The sequence below is a fragment of the Agromyces sp. NPDC056965 genome, from assembly GCF_042673425.1.
Classification (GTDB): Bacteria; Actinomycetota; Actinomycetes; order Actinomycetales; family Microbacteriaceae; genus Agromyces.
The window spans coordinates 13,057-29,636 of sequence record NZ_JBHURI010000027.1; the positions used below are offsets into that span (position 1 = coordinate 13,057).

The 16,580-nt window shown below is 71.5% G+C and carries 16 protein-coding genes and 1 tRNA gene; 7 read left to right on the top strand and 10 right to left on the bottom strand.

Going from position 1 to position 16,580, the window contains the following annotated elements; all coding sequences use genetic code 11:
- Positions 1-83: 83 nt before the first annotated feature.
- Together ACFTQE_RS08880 and ACFTQE_RS08885 are read right to left on the bottom strand one after the other, a co-directional pair.
- The gene (locus ACFTQE_RS08880; RefSeq protein ID WP_376924706.1) at positions 84-2,597 is read right to left on the bottom strand and encodes a glycoside hydrolase family 65 protein; all 2,514 of its coding nucleotides are present in this window, start codon (positions 2,595-2,597) and stop codon (positions 84-86) included.
- Positions 2,594-3,331: a beta-phosphoglucomutase family hydrolase gene (locus ACFTQE_RS08885; RefSeq protein ID WP_376924740.1), complete on the bottom strand. Its 738-nt coding sequence runs from the start codon at positions 3,329-3,331 to the stop codon at positions 2,594-2,596. The genes ACFTQE_RS08880 and ACFTQE_RS08885 overlap by 4 nt, the downstream gene beginning before the upstream one ends.
- Before the next feature lie 398 nt (positions 3,332-3,729).
- Between ACFTQE_RS08885 and ACFTQE_RS08890 the strand changes: the two genes are divergently transcribed.
- Positions 3,730-3,816, top strand: a tRNA-Leu gene (locus ACFTQE_RS08890).
- 71 nt (positions 3,817-3,887) lie between these two features.
- Positions 3,888-4,349, top strand: a complete 462-nt coding sequence (locus tag ACFTQE_RS08895; protein ID WP_376924707.1) for a YybH family protein — start codon at positions 3,888-3,890, stop codon at positions 4,347-4,349.
- A gap of 62 nt (positions 4,350-4,411) precedes the next feature.
- Here ACFTQE_RS08895 and ACFTQE_RS08900 read toward each other — a convergent pair whose 3' ends face one another.
- The 3 genes from ACFTQE_RS08900 to ACFTQE_RS08910 all read right to left on the bottom strand — a co-directional run bounded on the left by ACFTQE_RS08900 (position 4,412) and on the right by ACFTQE_RS08910 (position 8,221).
- On the bottom strand, positions 4,412-4,957 hold the full coding sequence (locus ACFTQE_RS08900; protein ID WP_376924708.1) for an RNA polymerase sigma factor: 546 nt from the start codon (positions 4,955-4,957) through the stop codon (positions 4,412-4,414).
- Between the two features lie 10 nt (positions 4,958-4,967).
- Positions 4,968-7,430, bottom strand: a complete 2,463-nt coding sequence (locus tag ACFTQE_RS08905) for a glycoside hydrolase family 5 protein (RefSeq protein WP_376924709.1) — start codon at positions 7,428-7,430, stop codon at positions 4,968-4,970.
- Between the two features lie 128 nt (positions 7,431-7,558).
- Positions 7,559-8,221: a pentapeptide repeat-containing protein gene (locus ACFTQE_RS08910; RefSeq protein ID WP_376924710.1), complete on the bottom strand. Its 663-nt coding sequence runs from the start codon at positions 8,219-8,221 to the stop codon at positions 7,559-7,561.
- A gap of 85 nt (positions 8,222-8,306) precedes the next feature.
- Between ACFTQE_RS08910 and ACFTQE_RS08915 the strand changes: the two genes are divergently transcribed.
- Positions 8,307-8,537, top strand: a complete 231-nt coding sequence (locus tag ACFTQE_RS08915) for a hypothetical protein (RefSeq protein WP_376924711.1) — start codon at positions 8,307-8,309, stop codon at positions 8,535-8,537.
- A 49-nt stretch (positions 8,538-8,586) separates the two neighbouring features.
- On the opposite strand, the gene ACFTQE_RS08920 is transcribed toward ACFTQE_RS08915, so the two are convergent.
- From ACFTQE_RS08920 to ACFTQE_RS08935, 4 genes are all read right to left on the bottom strand, one after another.
- A complete protein-coding gene (locus ACFTQE_RS08920; protein WP_376924712.1) occupies positions 8,587-9,132 on the bottom strand; it encodes a YbaK/EbsC family protein in 546 nt (181 codons plus the stop codon).
- Positions 9,133-9,233: 101 nt separating this feature from the next.
- Positions 9,234-10,154: a S41 family peptidase gene (locus ACFTQE_RS08925; RefSeq protein ID WP_376924713.1), complete on the bottom strand. Its 921-nt coding sequence runs from the start codon at positions 10,152-10,154 to the stop codon at positions 9,234-9,236.
- A gap of 96 nt (positions 10,155-10,250) precedes the next feature.
- Positions 10,251-11,102 (bottom strand): SDR family oxidoreductase, encoded by an 852-nt coding sequence (locus tag ACFTQE_RS08930; protein ID WP_376924714.1) that lies wholly within the window; start codon positions 11,100-11,102, stop codon positions 10,251-10,253.
- The gene (locus ACFTQE_RS08935) at positions 11,099-12,181 is read right to left on the bottom strand and encodes an SDR family NAD(P)-dependent oxidoreductase (RefSeq protein WP_376924715.1); all 1,083 of its coding nucleotides are present in this window, start codon (positions 12,179-12,181) and stop codon (positions 11,099-11,101) included. Before ACFTQE_RS08935 ends, ACFTQE_RS08930 begins: the two co-directional genes overlap by 4 nt.
- A gap of 75 nt (positions 12,182-12,256) precedes the next feature.
- On the opposite strand from ACFTQE_RS08935, the gene ACFTQE_RS08940 reads away from it, so the two are divergent.
- A complete protein-coding gene (locus ACFTQE_RS08940; RefSeq protein ID WP_376924716.1) occupies positions 12,257-12,835 on the top strand; it encodes a TetR/AcrR family transcriptional regulator in 579 nt (192 codons plus the stop codon).
- A gap of 15 nt (positions 12,836-12,850) precedes the next feature.
- Here the strand turns inward: ACFTQE_RS08940 and ACFTQE_RS08945 are convergent, their stop codons facing one another.
- Positions 12,851-13,474: a hypothetical protein gene (locus tag ACFTQE_RS08945; protein WP_376924717.1), complete on the bottom strand. Its 624-nt coding sequence runs from the start codon at positions 13,472-13,474 to the stop codon at positions 12,851-12,853.
- 84 nt (positions 13,475-13,558) lie between these two features.
- Here ACFTQE_RS08945 and ACFTQE_RS08950 point away from each other — a divergent pair, with 84 nt between their 5' ends.
- The 3 genes from ACFTQE_RS08950 (at position 13,559) to ACFTQE_RS08960 (ending at position 16,528) form a co-directional block, all read left to right on the top strand.
- The gene (locus tag ACFTQE_RS08950) at positions 13,559-14,989 is read left to right on the top strand and encodes a cellulase family glycosylhydrolase (protein ID WP_376924718.1); all 1,431 of its coding nucleotides are present in this window, start codon (positions 13,559-13,561) and stop codon (positions 14,987-14,989) included.
- Between the two features lie 94 nt (positions 14,990-15,083).
- Entirely contained in the window at positions 15,084-15,533 is a 450-nt protein-coding gene (locus tag ACFTQE_RS08955; protein ID WP_376924719.1) for a DUF2871 domain-containing protein, read from the top strand.
- Positions 15,534-15,610: 77 nt separating this feature from the next.
- Positions 15,611-16,528: a DNA-3-methyladenine glycosylase family protein gene (locus ACFTQE_RS08960; RefSeq protein ID WP_376924720.1), complete on the top strand. Its 918-nt coding sequence runs from the start codon at positions 15,611-15,613 to the stop codon at positions 16,526-16,528.
- Positions 16,529-16,580: the final 52 nt, after the last annotated feature.

The window sequence follows — 16,580 nt, forward strand, 5'->3', positions numbered from 1 at the left end:
AGATTTGCGCCGACGTCGTCGTTTCTCACCGACGCCGTCGTGACTTGTGACATGGTAGCCCGAAGGGCTGGGAAGACTCGTGATCAGTCCACCTGGATCGCCGAGTCGGCTTCGTCGACGTCGAGCGACAGGGTCGGGATCGACGCGGTGAGCAGGGTTCCGTCGGCGCGGCGGGAGCCCGTGACATCCCGCATCGTCGGCGCGCCGTAGAGGCGCGGACCGTGGCCGTCGAGCGGCACCGAGACATCCGAATCGGGGCCCACGACCACCTCGGCGCCGCGCACCCGCACCCGTGCCTCGCCGCCGTCCTCGACGGCGAACGAGATCGCATCCGCGTTGAGGGCCACGCGCAGCCGCGTGCCGCGGAGCGTGATGCGGAACGTCAGCCGCTGCCAGCCGTCGGGCAGCCGCGGATCGAACGTGAAGACCCCGTTGTGGTCGCGGAAGCCGCCGAAGCCCGAGACGAGCGCGCTCCAGACGCCGCCGGTCGATGCGACGTGCACGCCGTCGGCGGTGTTGTTGTGCAGGTCGGCGAGGTCGACGAAGAGCGCGGAGCGGAAGTACCGCATCGCGAGCTCGTGGTAGCCGACCTCCGCCGCGATGATCGACTGCACGACCGCCGACAGGGTCGAGTCGCCCGTCGTCAGCGGGTCGTAGTACTCGAAGTTGGCCCGTTTCGCCTCGGTCGAGAAGCGGTCGCCCTGCAGGTAGAGGGCGAGCACGACGTCGGCCTGCTTCAGCACCTGGAAGCGGTAGATGACGAGCGGGTGGTAGTGCAGGAGCAGGGGGCGCCGGTCGTCGGGCGTGGCCTCGAGGTCCCACAGCTCCTTCTGCAGGAACGCGCTGTCCTGCGGGTGGATGCCGAGCTGCTCGTCGAACGGGATGTGCATGTGGGCGGCCGCGCGCCGCCAGCTCGCGACCTCGGCCGGCGTCACCGAGAGCCGCTCGACGAGGCGGTCGTACGCCGCGGGGTCCTGCACCTGCAGGTCGTCGACGGCGGATGCCGCTGCGGCGAGGTTCGCCCGCGCCATCACGTTCGTGTACAGGTTGTCGTTGACGACCGTCGTGTACTCGTCGGGTCCGGTGACGCCGTGGATGTGGAACACGTCGTCGGTGTTCGAGCGCCAGAACCCGAGGTCCTCCCACATGCGCGCCGTCTCGACGAGGATGTCGATCGCGCCCCGGGCCAGGAAGTCCTGGTCGCCGGTCGCGCGTACGTACTGGTTCAGCGCATAGGAGATGTCGGCGTCGATGTGGTACTGCGCGGTTCCGGCCGCGTAGTAGGCGCTCGACTCCTGCCCGTTGATCGTGCGCCACGGGAACAGCGCCCCGAGCTGGTTCAGCTCGAGCGCGCGGGCGCGGGCTGCCGGAAGCATCCGCTGCCGGAACCGCAGCACGTTGCGCGCCACGACCGGTGCCGTATAGCTGAGGAACGGCATCACGTAGACCTCGGTGTCCCAGAAGTAGTGGCCGCCGTAGCCGGAACCCGAGACGCCCTTCGCCGCGACGCCGTCGCCGTCGGTGCGCGCCGTCGCCTGCGCGAGCTGGAAGAGGTTCCACCGCGCGGCCTGCTGGATCGCGGCCTGGCCCTCGATCTCGACGTCGGATCGCGCCCAGAAGTCGTCGAGCCACGAGCGCTGCTGCTCGAACAGCTCGGCCACGCCGAGCTCGGCGGCGCGGTCGAGCGTGCGGTCGCATCGGTCGACGAGCTCGCGCGTGGGCACCGTGCGGGCCGTGTGGTAGCTGATCGTCTTCGTCACGCGGATCGGACGGCCCTGCTTGGCGTGCACCCGGTAGATGTGCTTCGCGAGGTCGTCGCCGATCGAGCTCGACTCGCTGAACTGGTTCTCGGTCGCGATCTGGTGCTCGGCGCCGACCGCGATCGTCATGCCCGAGTTCGTGGTCTGGTAGCCGAGGATGTAGCGGCCGCCCTCGGCCCGGTTCACCCGCGGCTGCAGCACCCGGTCGTTGAACATCTCGGCCTTGCGCGGGTCGAAGCTGCCGACGGCCTCGGGCACGCCGGAACGGTACTCGTCGCGCCCGTCCTGGCGGTTCAGGATCTGGCTCGAGATCGTGACCGCGGCATCGGCGTCGAGCAGCTCGACCTCGTAGTCGAGCACCGCGAGGTGGCGGTCGGTGAAGCTCACCATGCGGCGGCTCGTGATGAGCACGCGCTTGCCCGACGGGGTGCGCCAGACGATCGAGCGACTGAGCGCGCCGAGACGGAAGTCGAGCCGCCGCTCGTAGGAGAGGAGCTCGGCGACCGTGAGCACGAGCGGCTCGTCGTCGACGTAGAGGCGGATGACCTTCGCGTCGGGTGCGTTCACGATCGTCTGGCCGACGCGGGCGAAGCCGAACGCCTCTTCGGCGTGACGGATCGGCCACGTCTCGTGGAACCCGTTCACGAAGGTGCCGTGCATGTGGCCGTCGCGGCCCTCCTCCACGTTGCCGCGGAGGCCGAGGTACCCGTTGCCGACGGCGAAGATCGTCTCGGTGCGGCCCATGTCGGCGTCGCCCCCGAACTCGGTCTCGACGAGCGCCCACTCGTCGATCGGGAAGCGCGTGCGGTTCAGCGGGTCGTGGTCGGCGAACCTCATTCGCTGTCCTCTCGTGGGGTGATCGTGTTCGTGGGGAGCAGGGGGATCAGCTCGTCGAGCTCGTCGACGACGATGTCGGCGCCGAGCGCTTCGAGTGCCGCCCGGCCGACGCCCCGATCGACGCCGATCACGACGCCGAAGTCACCCGTCGCGCCGGCGGTGACGCCCGACTCGGCGTCTTCGACGACGGCGCATGCGGTGGTCGGCACGCCGAGCAGCTCGGCCGCGCGCGCGAAGGTGTCGGGCGCGGGCTTGCCGGGGATGCCGTCGCGCGCGGCGACCGCACCGTCGACGACGACCTCGAAGCGGTCGGCGATCCCCGCCGCCGCCAGCACCGATGGGGCGTTCTTCGAGCTCGAGACGACGGCGACGAGGCATCCGCTCGCCTGGACGGCGTCGAGGAAGGCGACGCTCGCCGGGTACGCCGCGACGCCCTCCTCTGCGAGGGTCGCGTTGAAGGCCTCGTTCTTGCGGTTGCCGAGTCCGTGCACGGTGTCGGCTTCGGGCGGATCGGTCACCTCGCCCTCTGGCACGCGGATGCCGCGGCTCTCGAGCAGGCTGCGCACGCCGTCGTAGCGGGGCTTGCCGTCGATGTACGAGAAGTAGTCGGCCTCGGAGTACGGCGCGGCGCCGTGCTGCTCGAGGTAGGGGGTGAACAGGCGCGTCCACGCGTGCATGTGCACCGTCGCCGTCGGCGTCAGCACGCCGTCGAGGTCGAAGAGATAGGCACGGATGCCGCTGAGGTCGTGCCTGGACCCGGTGGGGGTGGCGTCGGTGCTGGCCTGGGTGCTGGTGCGGTCCTGGGCTTGGCCGGACTCGCTGGGGGTGGTCACAAGGCGGTCCTTTCGTCGCGACGGTCGGGGCAACGGAACCCGCAGATCGATGCTATTCCCGGGTGGCGGCGGAGCGCGAGGTGCGAGCCGGACTCGGAGGAATCGTGGAGGCGCGGGCGGGCCCCGCGCGCGCCGAGTCGCAGGAGAGAACGCGCGACACGCCGCGGGCCGTCGGCGTGTCGCGGCGTTCGTCCTCCGACTCGGCGTGCGGCGCGTGGCATCCGCTGGCCTCGAATGGCTTTGCGGGGCGCGAGATGTTAGTCTCTCGTGGTTGGACGCACTGAGGTGCGACCACACGTGCGCGAGTGGCGGAATTGGCAGACGCGCTGGCTTCAGGTGCCAGTACTCGCAAGGGTGTGGGGGTTCAAGTCCCCCCTCGCGCACCACGATCGAATCGGCCCGGGTCTCACTGAGACCCGGGCCGTTCTCGTTGGGGGGCCGGGCCGTCACCACCCGCATGTCACACTTCGCGTGCGGCGACGTCTTTCTCAGTAGAGGCCTGCACGAGGCCGGCCTCACGAAGAAGGGCCCCTTCCGCATGGCGTCTCCCGTCACCTCACTCGACCAGCTGAACCTCGCGTTCGCCGACCGGTTCAACGCGCGCGACCTCGACGGCCTGATGGCGCTCAACATCGACGACGTCGTGTTCGTGCCGGCGCCGGGGCATCCCGTGCGAGGCGCGGAGGGCGTGCGCGGCGCACTCGAGCAGTTCCTCGGCCTGAACCTTCCGATCACGATGACGGTTCGGCACGTCTTCCAGAGCGGCGACACGGGCCTCGCGATCGCCGACTGGACGATCTCGGGCACCGGCCCCGACGGTTCGGAGGTCGCGCTGGCCGGCACGACCGCGGATGTCGCGGTGCACGACGAGCAGCACGGATGGCGCTACGCCGTCGACAACCCGTTCGGCACCGCCTGACGCGACTCACGGGAGGGCCGGTCGCTGGGGGAACAGGGCCGGCTCTCCCGTCGGGGAGAACGTCAGGAGGTTTCGGCCATGCCGGATTCCCGGCACTCGGCGAGCGACTTCCGCGCGCGGGAGATGCGTTGCCGCGCCGCGGCGGGCGTGATCCCGAGGCGTCCGGCGATCTCGGGAGCCGAGAGCTCGTCGACGACGCTGAGGAGCAGCGGTTCGCGAAGGGAGTCGGGAAGGCGCTGGATCGCGTCGATGGCTCCGTCGAGGATCACGCGCATCTCGACGTCGCCGGCGACGCTCGCTCCATCGGGCAGGTCGGCATCGAGCACGGCCACGGGGCGACGGGCTCGCTGGCGGGCGAGGTCCGCCGCGGCGTTCCGGGCGATGGCGTCGAGCCACGAGCACATCTGACCGGCTTCCGCCGCGTGCAGGCGGTCGATCGAGCGCCAGGCCCGGAGCAGGGCGGTCTGCGCGACATCCTCTGCGTCATCGGGCGCGACGCCGAGCGAGATGCTCCGGCGGCGGAGCCGGTCGGGCTCCGCCGCGATCATGGCCGTGAGCGAGGCACGACGGCCGTCGTCGGGCCCGCTCTGCGCGTACTCGGGGGTCATGCCTCCGAGGCTAGCCCCTGGTCGAGAGCGTGTAGTCGCCGTCGACGCAACCCGTCACGATCCATCCGCCGGGCACCTCGGTCGTCTCGACCTTCGTGATGCCGGAGACCTCGACGTCGGGCTTCGCCGTGCCGGGGACCCACACCTCGAGGTCGCAGCTGCGGCCCGCCGCCGTTCCGGCGAGGTCGACGACGCCGCCCTCGGCCTCGAGCGACGTGAGCGCTCCCGGCGCCGACTGCGGGTAGGCGCGGCTCAGGATCTCGAGGAGCCCCGTCTTGGGCGGGGCGTCGCCGCCGGTCTCGCACTCCTGCATCATGAGGGCGTTCCCGTAGGGGCCGATGCCGTTCTGCGGGTCGCCGCAGGCCTGCTTCCACACCCAGTACGCGCTGCCGAGCATGCGCTCGTCCTCGGTGTCGGCGTAGCGGTTCAGGCGCGAGAGCGAGTCGGCGTCTTCGCCCCAGAAGCTCTCCTCGCCGCCCCAGTAGCCGTACTCGCCCGACCAGAGCGGTGCGTCGTAGATGTCGGCGACGCGCTGCGCGAGTGCGAACTGGCGCTCGATGCCGACGATCGGGGGAATGCCGAGGTCGCGGTCCATCGTGATCGACTCGGCGTAGAGGTGCGGCGAGAAGACGATGTTGTCGTCCTCCGTGAAGCCGGGGGTGGGGCCGGTGTCGAAGCCGAGGCCCGACCAGAGGATGCTCGGCTCGAAGAACACGATCTGCGGGGCGCCGGCGTCGCGGATCTCGTCGATCGCCGCGTCGTAGAACTTGCCGAGCTGATGCGACGTCGTCACAGGCGCGGTCTCGCCGAAGCCGGGCTCGTTGATGAGGTCGAAGCCGGCGACCATCGGCTCGTCCGCGAACTCGGCGGCGAGCTCGCCCCAGGTCTCGGCGAGGGCGGTCTGCACGCCATCGGTGTCGAAGTAGAAGTTCTGGAAGGCCCGGTCGCCGGCGGGGGAGATGTCGCGACCGGTGAACTGGCAGCGCGGTGCGCCATCCGTGAACGTCGCCCACTCGGGGGCGCCGTCGAAGCCCCACATCTCCTCGGTGCCGGGGCGGCACGCGGTGCCCTCCTCGGTGGGGCCGTTCCACCAGCCGTCCTGGTGCATGTCGAGCACCGTGTAGATGCCGTGCTCGGCACCCCATTCCACCGCGTCCTCGATCTGGGAGAGGTACTCGGGGTCGAGCGTGCCGCGCTCGGGCTCGAGGGCCGACCACGAGATGTTGAGGCGCACGACGTTGAAGCCGTACTCGGCCATGCCGGCGTAGTCGTCTTCGGTCAGCGGCCGGGTCGCGGGCACGTCGGGCTGGTGCTGGTAGAAGTCGACGAGCTGGTTGACGTTGGCGCCGCGCAGCAGCACCTGGTTGCCGGCGCCGTCGGTGATGATCGAGCCCTCCGCCCGGAGGAACCCCTCGGGCGGGGAAGTCTCGGTCGTCGTGCCGGCCGCCCCGGCCGCAGCCTCGGCGCTCGGCACCGCGAGGGTCGCGGCCACCGCGCCCAGGGCGAGCACCGCGACCGCGGCGGCGACGAGCTCGGGTGCCCGTGCGGCACGAGCCGTGCGCGCGGCACTGACGCGGTCGAAGACGACCGCGCTCGCTCCGACGATCCAGCCGAGGCAGGCGCCGAAGGCGAGTCCGTCGGCGACCGTCACGTAGCCCGCCATCAGCGGCCAGATGTCGCCCGCGAAGCCGCCGTCGACCAGGAACGCGACGATCGCCTGCACGACGCCGACGAGGCCGCCGGCGACGAGCGCGGCGAGCCAGCCGCCGAGCACGCCGGGCACGCGCACCCGCATCCAGTGCAGGCACAGAGCGGTCGCGCCGGCGATGAGCACCACCGCGACGACCATCGAGAGGATGCCGCGGTCGAGACGCGCGACCGGGATGCCGTCGGCGTAGACGGCCCCCGTCCACCAGAGGCCGGCGAGCAGCGGCGAGACGACTGCGAAGACCACCGCGGCCGGCCAGATCGAGCCGCGGTCGTACGACCGACGCGTCGTCGGGCCGCCGAGCCAGCGCGCGAGCGCGGCGACGATGAGGGCCGCGGGCACGGCCTTCGCCGTCACGAAGCCGGCCGCCCACGCGGCCACCGCGAGATCCCACGTCATGACGAAGCAGGCCGCGGCCTGGGCGAGCAGCACCGCGAGCACGACGCCCGCCGTCAGCGTCCAGAACCGGTCGCCCGCGCGCACCGCGACCCACCAGACGACGCCGAGCACGACGGGCACGAAGACGAGGTACGGGGCGAACGGCCAGACGCCGGCGCTCGCCTGCGGGATCGCACCCGACCAGCCGACGAGCGCCAGCAGTCCGGTGGGGTCGGCAACGGCCTGGACGACGATCAGGGCGAGCATCGCGGCGACGGCGACGATGGGGCGACGGGCGGAACGACGGCCATCGGGACGGCCCGCGGCGGCCTCGGGCGTCGAGCGATCCGCCTGGTCGTTCGGCTGCATCGTGGGGGCGTCGTGCATCGGGAACCTCGCTGTCTCCAACTGGGTCGCTTGACCCAGTTCGGCCAACCCTAGCTTCCAACGGCGGCCCGGGGAAGAGCCGGTCGATCACGACACTGCATCGATGGCGACGGCCGCCGGTCCGCGGGTCAGTCCACGACGTGGATGCCCAAGTGGCTCGCGAGCGTCGTCGCGAGCAGCGCGACCTGCATTCCGTCCATCGTGGCGCCCTTCAGGCCCTCGATACCGGCGATCGCGGCGAGGTCGAGCCCCCGCAGGTCGACGTCGCCGAGCCGCGCACCCGTCACGTCGAGCGAGCGCACGTCGCACTGCTCGAACGCGACGCGTTCGGCCTTGGCGTTGCCGAGGTCGAGCTCCTCGATGGTGCAGTCGGTGAAGCGGATGTCGCGGACCTCCGCCCCCCGCAGGTTCACGAAGCCGAGCTTGCAGCCAACGAAGCGCACCGACTGCCAGTGGTTGTCGTAGAACTCGACCGACCCGATGCGGGAGCCCGAGACGAGCACGTCGCGAAGCGTCGCGCGGGGCGCGCGCAGCACCGGGGCCTCGAGCCGCTCGATCACGGTCTCGGTCAGCACCGCTCCGCGCAGCAGCGTGTCGTGCGCGAACACCCCGACGAGCTCGCACTCGCCGATGGCGACGCCGGTGAGGTCGCGCTCCGAGACGTCGCCGCCGCGATAGCGCCGGCCCTCGACCCGGTCGCCCGCGGCCAGCTCGTCGATCTCGCCGTCGACGAGGTCGGCGAGCACGATCTCGTCGATGCGGGGCGGCTTGGGTCGAGTGTACTTCGGCATGGCGTCCTCTGTCTGCGGCCCGTGATCGCGGACCGCAATGAGGCTAGCGCCCGGCGCCGACAGCGCTGGCTCCTACGATGATGGGATGCGTCGCGCACTGTTCGTCATCGGCGGCATCCTGCTCAGCTGGGTGCTCGGCGCGGTCATCGTGCGCCTCGGGCTCGACTGGGCCGATACGTTCCCCTACAGCGAGGCATCCGAGTGGCGTTACCTGGGCGTCGCCGTCGCGGCACTCCTCGTCGCGATCGGAGGCTCGGTCGCGACCCTGCTCATCGCGCGGCGGCGCGGCCGACGCGGCGCCGAGACGCACGGCTGACCGGTCCCGTCGGCAGCGCAGTCGACCCGAGCCGCGGGCGAGCCGCGCGCTACGCCGAGGCCTGCGCGATCGGCAGCACCTCGGCGTTCGGCAGGCTCGCGAGCAGCGCACCCGAGACGAGCAGCTTCGACCCGCGGATGCCGCTGCCGACGATGAGCCGCTCATGCGACGCGACCGACTCGTCGACGAGGACCGGCCAGTCGGCGGGCAGGCCGATCGGCGTGATGCCGCCGTACTCCATGGCGGAGAGCTCGACCGCGGCGTCCATCGGGGCGAACGAGAGCTTGCGCGCGTCGAGGTGCCGGCGCACGGCGCCGTTGACGTCGAGCCGGTCGGCGCCGCGCACGAGGCAGGCCGCGTACCAGGTGCGCTCGCCGCGCCGGGCCTGCACGATCACGCAGTTCGCGCCGTCGCCCATCGAGATCTCGTGGTGCGCGCAGAACGCGGCCGTGTCGGCGAGGCCCGGATCGATCGCCGAGACCAGCACGCCCGCGGCATCCGCAGCCGGCATCGCGCCGATCGCGACGGCGGTGGGCGCGGCGAGGAGGTCGGGGGAGTCTGCGGCGGGCGTGAAGTCGAGCGTTCCGAAGCGCATCCGAGCAGCGTAGTCGGTGCCGAGCGGATGCCGCGGACGAGCGTGGATCGCGCGAGCGCCGAGGGTTCCGGGGTGCGATCCGACGGGGCGGAGCGGCCGGATCAGACGGGCGCGCCGGCTCGCTCGCCGTTTCGGCGACGGGCCTCGTCGAGGGCGGCCTGCATCGCATCGCCCGCTTCGACCGCGAGGTCGGGGACGACGCCGACGCCCTCCCAGTTCGTGCCGGTGATCGGATTGACGGCGCGGGCGAACGGCACGGTGATCTCGATCGTGTCCGAGATCGGGATGAAACGGGTGGGGTGGGCGCCGCCGCCCGTCGTCTCGCCGACGATCGTCGCGCGGCCGATCGCCTGCAGGTCGTAGGCGAACTGCTCGGCGCCCGAGAAGGTCGCTCCGCTCGTCACGACGACGACGTCTCGGTCGAGGTAGCGGGGGCCGGGCACGTCGGCGAGCGTCCAGTACTGGCGGGTCGATGCGCCCTCGCGCTCCACCACGGAGCTCAGCTGCGTCTCGTCGTCGGGCATGAGGTGGCTGATCCACGACTGCACGCCGTTCGGCGACCCGCCGAGGCAGGCCCGCAGGTCGAAGACGAGCGCGTCGGTGCGGGAGACGAGTTCCATCGCCGCGGCGATCGCCGGTCCGGCGAGCGATGCGTCCACGATCATCCGGAGGTCGATGAGGCCGATGTTGCCGGCGAGCCGCTCGACCTTGGCGATGCCCCAGTTGTCGCTGCGGAATCGTGCGATGAGGGCGGCGACGACCTCCTCCTGGCTCCGCCCCGCGTTCTCGTCGGACTGCCGCTTCCGCACGCGCAGGTGCTTGTCGCGGGTGCGGGCCTGCAGTTCGGCGGTCAGCCGGGTGCAGAACTCGGGCTCGTCGACGTCGGCGAGGGCTCCCGACCGCTCCAGCTCGCGAACGGCGGCACCCGCAGCGGCGGCCGCCTCGGGGAAGACGTAGAGGCGATCGAGGTGGTCGAGCGCTGCGTCGACGAGTTCCGCGTTCGACGGTCGAGGGGTTCCCATCCTCGGAATCGTACGGGGGCGGGCCGGAGCCGTCACCCCTCGGCAGGATGACTGCGGGGAGCGGTCGCCCGCTCCCCGCAGCCGCGCACGCGCCGGCTACCGACCGCCGCGCAGGTCGAGTCGCCCCGTGCTGACCGCGGCGACCACACCGCCGTCGACCAGCAGGTCGGTGCCCGTGATGAAGCTCGCATCGGGGCCCAGCAGGAACGCCGCGGCATCCGCGATGTCGTACGGGGTGCCGACACGGCCGGTGCCGGACCCGTCGATCATGGCGCGCATCTGCCCGCCCGACTCGCCGGCGAGCTCCTGCTGGCCCATCGGGGTCGAGATGACGCCGGGGCTGATGCTGTTGACGCGAGCGCCCTTCGCACCCCACGAGGTACTCGCCGCGCGCACCCGCAGGTGGTTGGCGTGCTTGGCGAACGGGTAGGCCGCCGCGGCCTCGGTGATCGAGGCGAGCACCGGGAGCCCGAGCAGTTCGTCGCTCGGCGTCGCTGCGAGGGCATGCGAGACCTCGGGCGGCAGCGGCGGCAGGAAGTGGCCGGCCATGCTCGCGATGACGAGGCCCGCACCGCCCGGGGCGATGACGCGTTCGAACTCGTCGAGCACGATCGCCGTGCCGAGCAGGTCGACGGTGAGGATCGCGTCTCGCGGCGCCTGCACCGGGGAGAGCCCGGCCGTGTGCACGACCTGGGTCACCCGGCCGAGCTCGGCCGCGGCGTCCGCGAGGTCGGCGACGGAACCCCGCGACGACACGTCGACGAGTTGCGTGACGACCTCGAAGCCGTCGCTGCGCAGCGTCCCGCCGACGCGGTCGAGTGCCGCCTCGCTGAAGTCGGCCAGCACCACGGTGCGGCCGGTGCCCTGACGGCGGGCGATCGCCTCGCCCATGCCGCCGACGCCGATGACGACGAGGACGTCGCGCTCGTCGCGCGCTGCGGCCGTCATGCCGCCGACCAGCCGCCGTCGCTCGCGAGCACGACGCCGTTGATGTTCACGCCGTCGTCGCTGAGCAGGAAGGTGATCGACGCGGCGAGGGCCTCGGCCTCCACGGCATCCGGCAGGATCGTCATCGCCAGCTGCACGCGCTCCGCACCGAGCGGAGAGGCGAAGCTCGCCTCGATGTTCGTGATGGTCGGGCCCGGGGCGACCGCGTTGACGCGCAGGCCGCTCGGGCCGTACATGAACGCCGTCGACTTCGTGAGGCCGACGACCGCGTGCTTCGACGCCGTGTAGGCCACGCCGGCGGCCGAACCGCGCAGCGCCGCCTCGGAGGCGGTGTTGACGATCGAGCCCGTGCCGCGCGCGAGCATGACGGGCACGACGGCGCGCATGAGCTTCATCGTGCCGTCGACGTTGACCGAGAAGACGCGCTTCCAGACGGCGTCGGTGAGCTCGCCGATCGGCGTCATGTCGTCCATGATGCCGGCGATGTTCGCGAGACCGTCGATGCGGTCGCCCGCCGCGGCGACGATCTCGGCGACCTTGGTGTCGTCGGTGATGTCGGCCACGAGGGTCACGATCTCGGCGCCCTCGTGCTCCGAGGCGAAGTCGTCGAGGCGCTCCTGCGAGACGTCGACGGCGATGACGCGGCCGCCTTCGCGGGCGACGCGCGACGCCGTGGCCCGGCCGATGCCCGAGCCGGCGCCCGTGACGATGACGGTCTTGCCCGCGAAGCGGCCCTGGTCGAGGCGCTCGACCCACTCGGGGCGCTCGACCTCGGGGGCGGCGTCGACGGCGTCAGCCGATTCGGTCGTGGGCTCGGGTGATTCGACGGAGGCATCCGCTGCGCCCGCCGGCACCTCGCCGGCCGCTGCGCGCGCGACGAGCTGATCGACCATCTCCTGGCTGAACTGGCCCTTGCTGAGCTTGACGAGTCGCTTGATCGCGAGTCGCTGCACGGGCTTCAGCACGTCGGGGTTCTGGCCGGCCTGCGCGAGCAGGTCGCGGATGATCGGACCGCCGACGGGGTGCTCGAGCCAGGTCTTGATGGAGTCGTCGCCCGAGAGGGTCTTGGGGGTGCTCATGGTGTGTCGTTCCTTCTCTTCGATGTGGTGCGAAGCCCATACCGGACATCCTTGTCCGGTAGTAAGGTAGCACCCGTGCCTGAACGTGGGAAGGGAACTTCCGAGGCCCGCAAGGCCAATCGAGGGCCGAGCGCCGGCCCCGAGAATCGCCGCGCGATCATCGCCGCCGCGCGGGAGGTCTTCGCCGCTGACGGCCTGCAGGGCCCGTTCAACGCGATCGCCAAGAAGGCCGGCGTCGGGCAGGGCAGCCTCTACCGCCACTTCCCCGATCGCTTCTCGCTCGCGGTCGCGGTCTTCGACGAGAACATCGACGAACTCGAGGCCGCCGTCGAGCCCGAGAGCGCGACCCTCGACGACCTGCTCGAGGCGATCATCGGGCAGGCGGTCGTGTCGACCGCGCTCATCGACCTCATCTGGCAGCACCAGGACGACGAACGGGTCGCCCACCTCGGGTCGCGGCTCGCCGACATCGTCGGCGCGGTCGTCGTGCGCGAACGTGCGGCGGGCCGCATCGGCGAGGCCGTCGAAGACGCCGATGTGTTGCTTGCGGTGTCGATGCTCGCCGACCTGCTCGCGCGCACCGGCGCCGAGGACCGCCGGCGGGTCGCCCAGCGGGCATGGGCGATCTTCCACGCGGCGTTCGCGCCGCGCTGACGCGAGCGGCGTGCGTCAAGCGGTGACGGATGCCTCGGCATCGGTGTCGTCCGCGACGGCGGGCGCTTCGGCGTCGGCCGCGGCATCCGCTTCGTCGCTGCTGCCGCTATTGCTGCTGCTGCTGTTGTCGCTGTCGCTGCCTGCCTCGTCGGAGCCGCGGCGCCCCGTGGCCGCGACGATCGCCGCGACGGCGCCGACCACGAGGCCGAGCAGCGCGCCCGTGATCGCCGAGACCACGATGTTCGCCGCGAGCGTGCCGAGGTAGGTGCCGAGGTCGGCGTGCACCATGAAGCTCGTGAACACCCCGCGCACGAGGTTGCCGGCGACGACCGCGACGATCGTGACCCAGACCCCGCGGCCGAACGCGCGGCCGGGGCTCGGTGCTGCGCGGCGCTTCGGGGCGCGGAGCATCACGAACGCGGTGAGCAGCATGACGAGCACGCCCGCGACGTCGGCGAACCAGAAGGCCCACGTCGTGTCGCCGAGCGGCATCAGCCGGAGTGCGGGGATGAGGTAGGGGAGTCCGGCTGCGGCGGGCACCGCGAGCAGTGGCACCCAGGTCGTGAGCACCCCGGTGATCGGCCAGATGCCGACGAGGATCGCGAGCGCGACGAGCGTCGCCAGCACCGACCAGTCCACGCGACGAAGGCGATGTGGGTCAACTGTCCTAGTCGGCATGCGATCGATGATAGCCTCCCCCTCACATACGTCAAGGAGGACCGGATGTTCGCCGCTCGAAGCACCGTCGCTGCAGGGTTGGGAGTGCTGCTCGTGGTGGGTGGAGCGGCCGCGGCGATGCGCACTCCAGGGCCGGCGGCGGCCACCTCGTTCATCACCGACTCCGATGGCCGGGCGCTCGTGCAGCACGGGTTCTCGACCGCGAGCAGCGCGAAGATCGTGCCCGACGGCATGCCCGACTTCACTGAAGACCAGCTCGTGCAGGAGCAGGCCGACATGGGCACGAACTTCGTGCGCTTCCTCATCTCGTGGCGCAAGGTCGAGCCGAGCCCCGGCGTCTACGACCAGGGGTACCTCGACGACGTCGAGGAGCGGGTGGGCTGGTACGAGGAGCGCGGCTACCACGTCATGCTCGACATGCACCAGGACCTGTGGGGCACGGGCATCACGCCCGAGGGCGACAACGGCAACGGCGCACCCGAATGGGCGACCTACCTCGACGGCTTCCCGGTCGCGCACCACGACCAGTGGGAGCTCTACTACCTGGAGCCCGGGGTGATCCACGCGTTCGACAACTTCTGGAACACCACGGGCGAGCACCCCGAGCTCACCGATCACTACGCCGATGCCTGGCGGGCCGTCGCCGAGCGATTCGCCGACAACGAGGCCGTCGTCGCGTACGACCTCATGAACGAGCCGTACGGCGGCACCGTGCAGGGGCCGGCCTTCGAGGCCGGGCCGCTCACGGCGCTCTACCAGAAGTCCGTCGACGCGATCCGAGAGGTCGACGACGACACCTGGGCCTGCCTCGAACCGCAGGCCCTCGGATTCAACTGGGGGCTGCCGAGCGCGATCGGCGCGATCGACGATCCGCGCGAGGGCGACCCGCGCATCGCTTTCTGCCCGCACCTCTACCCGCTGCCGATGGATCTCGGCGACGGATTCAGCGGCACCTCCCGCGACCTCGTCGAGTCCACGGTCGCTGCTTGGCGCTCGAACACGCTGCGCACGGCCGAGGCACTCGGCGGCGTGCCGATCATCCTCGGCGAGTTCGGCCTCGACACCACGCTGCCGGGCGCGCTCGACTACGTCGACCTCGTCTATTCGACCTCGGATGCCTCGGGCATCGGCATCGCGTACTGGTCGCGCGACCCGGGCGCATGGGGCCCGTACGAGGTCGACGGCACGCCGCGCAACCTCATCACGCTGCTCGACCGGCCGTATCCCCGGGCGATCGCCGGCGAGCTGCGCACCTGGAACTCGGAGCCCGACTCGCTCGAGATCGTGGTCGCTCCCGACCGCGAAGCGGGCGCCGGCTCCGCGCCGAGCGAGGTGTACCTGCCGGCCGGCGGCTTCCCCGACGGCGGCGTCGTCGAGGGCGGCGAGGTCGTCTCGTGGGACCCGGAGCTCCGCATCCTCCGGTTCACGATCGACGCGGCCGACGGCGAGCAGACGGTCGTCGTCCGACCGAGCTGAGGGTTCAACCTTTCGTTCGATGCGTCGATGCGCTCCAGGAGAGGAGTATCGAGGTGAGGCTCGACCACCTCGCCAATCTTCGAAGGGAACCGCCATGCAGAAACTGTTCTACGCAGCGTTCGCGTACATGATCGTCGGTGTCGGCTCCGGACTCTTCTACCGCGAGTTCACCAAGGCCAACGACTTCCCCGAGGGGCAGTTCACCCAGCTCGGCCTCGCGCACACGCACCTGCTGACGCTCGGCTTCATCGTGCTGCTCATCGTGCTCGTGATCGAGAAGGTCTTCACGATCTCGAAGAGCCACCTCTTCGAGTGGTTCTTCTGGGTCTACAACGCCGGCGTCATCGTCACCTCGGCGATGCTCATCTGGCACGGTTCGCTCACGGTCATGGGCGAGGAGTCGACGTCGGCGATCGCCGGCATCGCGGGTCTCGGCCACATCGCCCTCGCCGCGGGCATGGTGCTGCTCTTCCTCGCGCTCCGGAGCCGCATCGTGGCGCCCGCCGCCTCGCCGATCGCCGCGGCCGCCCCGACCGCCGAGTAGTCGCGGCAGGGCCCACCGCACCCGAGCGCCGCGATCGCCGGCAAGCGGCTGTCAGGTGCGTGGGGCACACTGAAGTCGTGATCGCCGACCATGCCCTCAGCTGGCGGCCGCGGCATCCGACCGACCTGCGGCAGACGCTCGGCGCGCTGCGGCGCGGCGGGGGCGACCCGGCGTTCGTGCTCGACGCGAGCGGCGCCGTGTGGCGCACGACGCGCACCGTCGAGGGCGACGCGACCCTGCGCCTGACCCAGCCCGACTCCGAGACGCTGCGCTGCGAGGCGTGGGGTCCCGGTGCGGGCGCGGCGACGGCGCAGGCGCCCGAGCTGCTCGGCGATGCCGACGACCCGTCGGGGTTCGAGCCGCGGCTCCCACTCCTCGACGATGCGCACCGGCGCAACCCCGGCCTGCGCATCCCGCGCACGGGGCAGGTCTTCGAGGCCCTCGCCGCGACGATCCTCGAGCAGAAGGTCATCACGCTGCAGGCGCACGATTCCTGGCGCCGGCTGCTGACCCGCTTCGGCGCCCCGGCCCCAGGCCCGACGCCCCGGCCGATGCGCGTGGTGCCGTCGCCCGAGGTGTGGCGCACGATTCCGAGCTGGGAGTGGCATCGGGCCGGCGTCGACCCGAAGCGGGCGCGCGCCCTGCAGAACGCAGCCGGGTACGCGCCCAAGCTCGAGGCCGTCGTCGCGATGAGCCCGGCGGATGCCGCGGCTCGCCTCACCCTCATGCCCGGCGTCGGCCCGTGGACCGTGGCCGAGGTGGCCCAGCGTGCACTGGGCGACGCCGATGCCCTCTCGGTCGGCGACTACCACCTCGCGAACTACGTCGGCCATGCCCTCGCCGGGCGGGACATGACCGACGACGAGATGCTCGAGACGCTCGAGCCGTGGCGCGGTCACCGCTATCGCGTGGTGCGGCTGCTCGGCGCCGCGGGGGTGCCCGGTCGGCCACGGCGCGGACCCCGCATGGCGTTCGTCGACCATCGGGCGATCTGATCGGTCGCGTCGCGACCTCATCGGTCTCCCGGGGGATGTTCCCCTGACGCAT

Coding starts and splice junctions, on each gene's coding strand:
- ACFTQE_RS08880 (WP_376924706.1), bottom strand. CDS start 2,597: ATGAGGTTCGCCGACCACGACCCGCTGAACCGCACGCGCTTCCCGATC.
- ACFTQE_RS08895 (WP_376924707.1), top strand. CDS start 3,888: ATGTCACACTTCGCGTGCGGCGACGTCTTTCTCAGTAGAGGCCTGCAC.
- ACFTQE_RS08900 (WP_376924708.1), bottom strand. CDS start 4,957: ATGACCCCCGAGTACGCGCAGAGCGGGCCCGACGACGGCCGTCGTGCC.
- ACFTQE_RS08905 (WP_376924709.1), bottom strand. CDS start 7,430: ATGCACGACGCCCCCACGATGCAGCCGAACGACCAGGCGGATCGCTCG.
- ACFTQE_RS08910 (WP_376924710.1), bottom strand. CDS start 8,221: ATGCCGAAGTACACTCGACCCAAGCCGCCCCGCATCGACGAGATCGTG.
- ACFTQE_RS08915 (WP_376924711.1), top strand. CDS start 8,307: ATGCGTCGCGCACTGTTCGTCATCGGCGGCATCCTGCTCAGCTGGGTG.
- ACFTQE_RS08920 (WP_376924712.1), bottom strand. CDS start 9,132: ATGCGCTTCGGAACGCTCGACTTCACGCCCGCCGCAGACTCCCCCGAC.
- ACFTQE_RS08925 (WP_376924713.1), bottom strand. CDS start 10,154: ATGGGAACCCCTCGACCGTCGAACGCGGAACTCGTCGACGCAGCGCTC.
- ACFTQE_RS08930 (WP_376924714.1), bottom strand. CDS start 11,102: ATGACGGCCGCAGCGCGCGACGAGCGCGACGTCCTCGTCGTCATCGGC.
- ACFTQE_RS08935 (WP_376924715.1), bottom strand. CDS start 12,181: ATGAGCACCCCCAAGACCCTCTCGGGCGACGACTCCATCAAGACCTGG.
- ACFTQE_RS08950 (WP_376924718.1), top strand. CDS start 13,559: ATGTTCGCCGCTCGAAGCACCGTCGCTGCAGGGTTGGGAGTGCTGCTC.
- ACFTQE_RS08955 (WP_376924719.1), top strand. CDS start 15,084: ATGCAGAAACTGTTCTACGCAGCGTTCGCGTACATGATCGTCGGTGTC.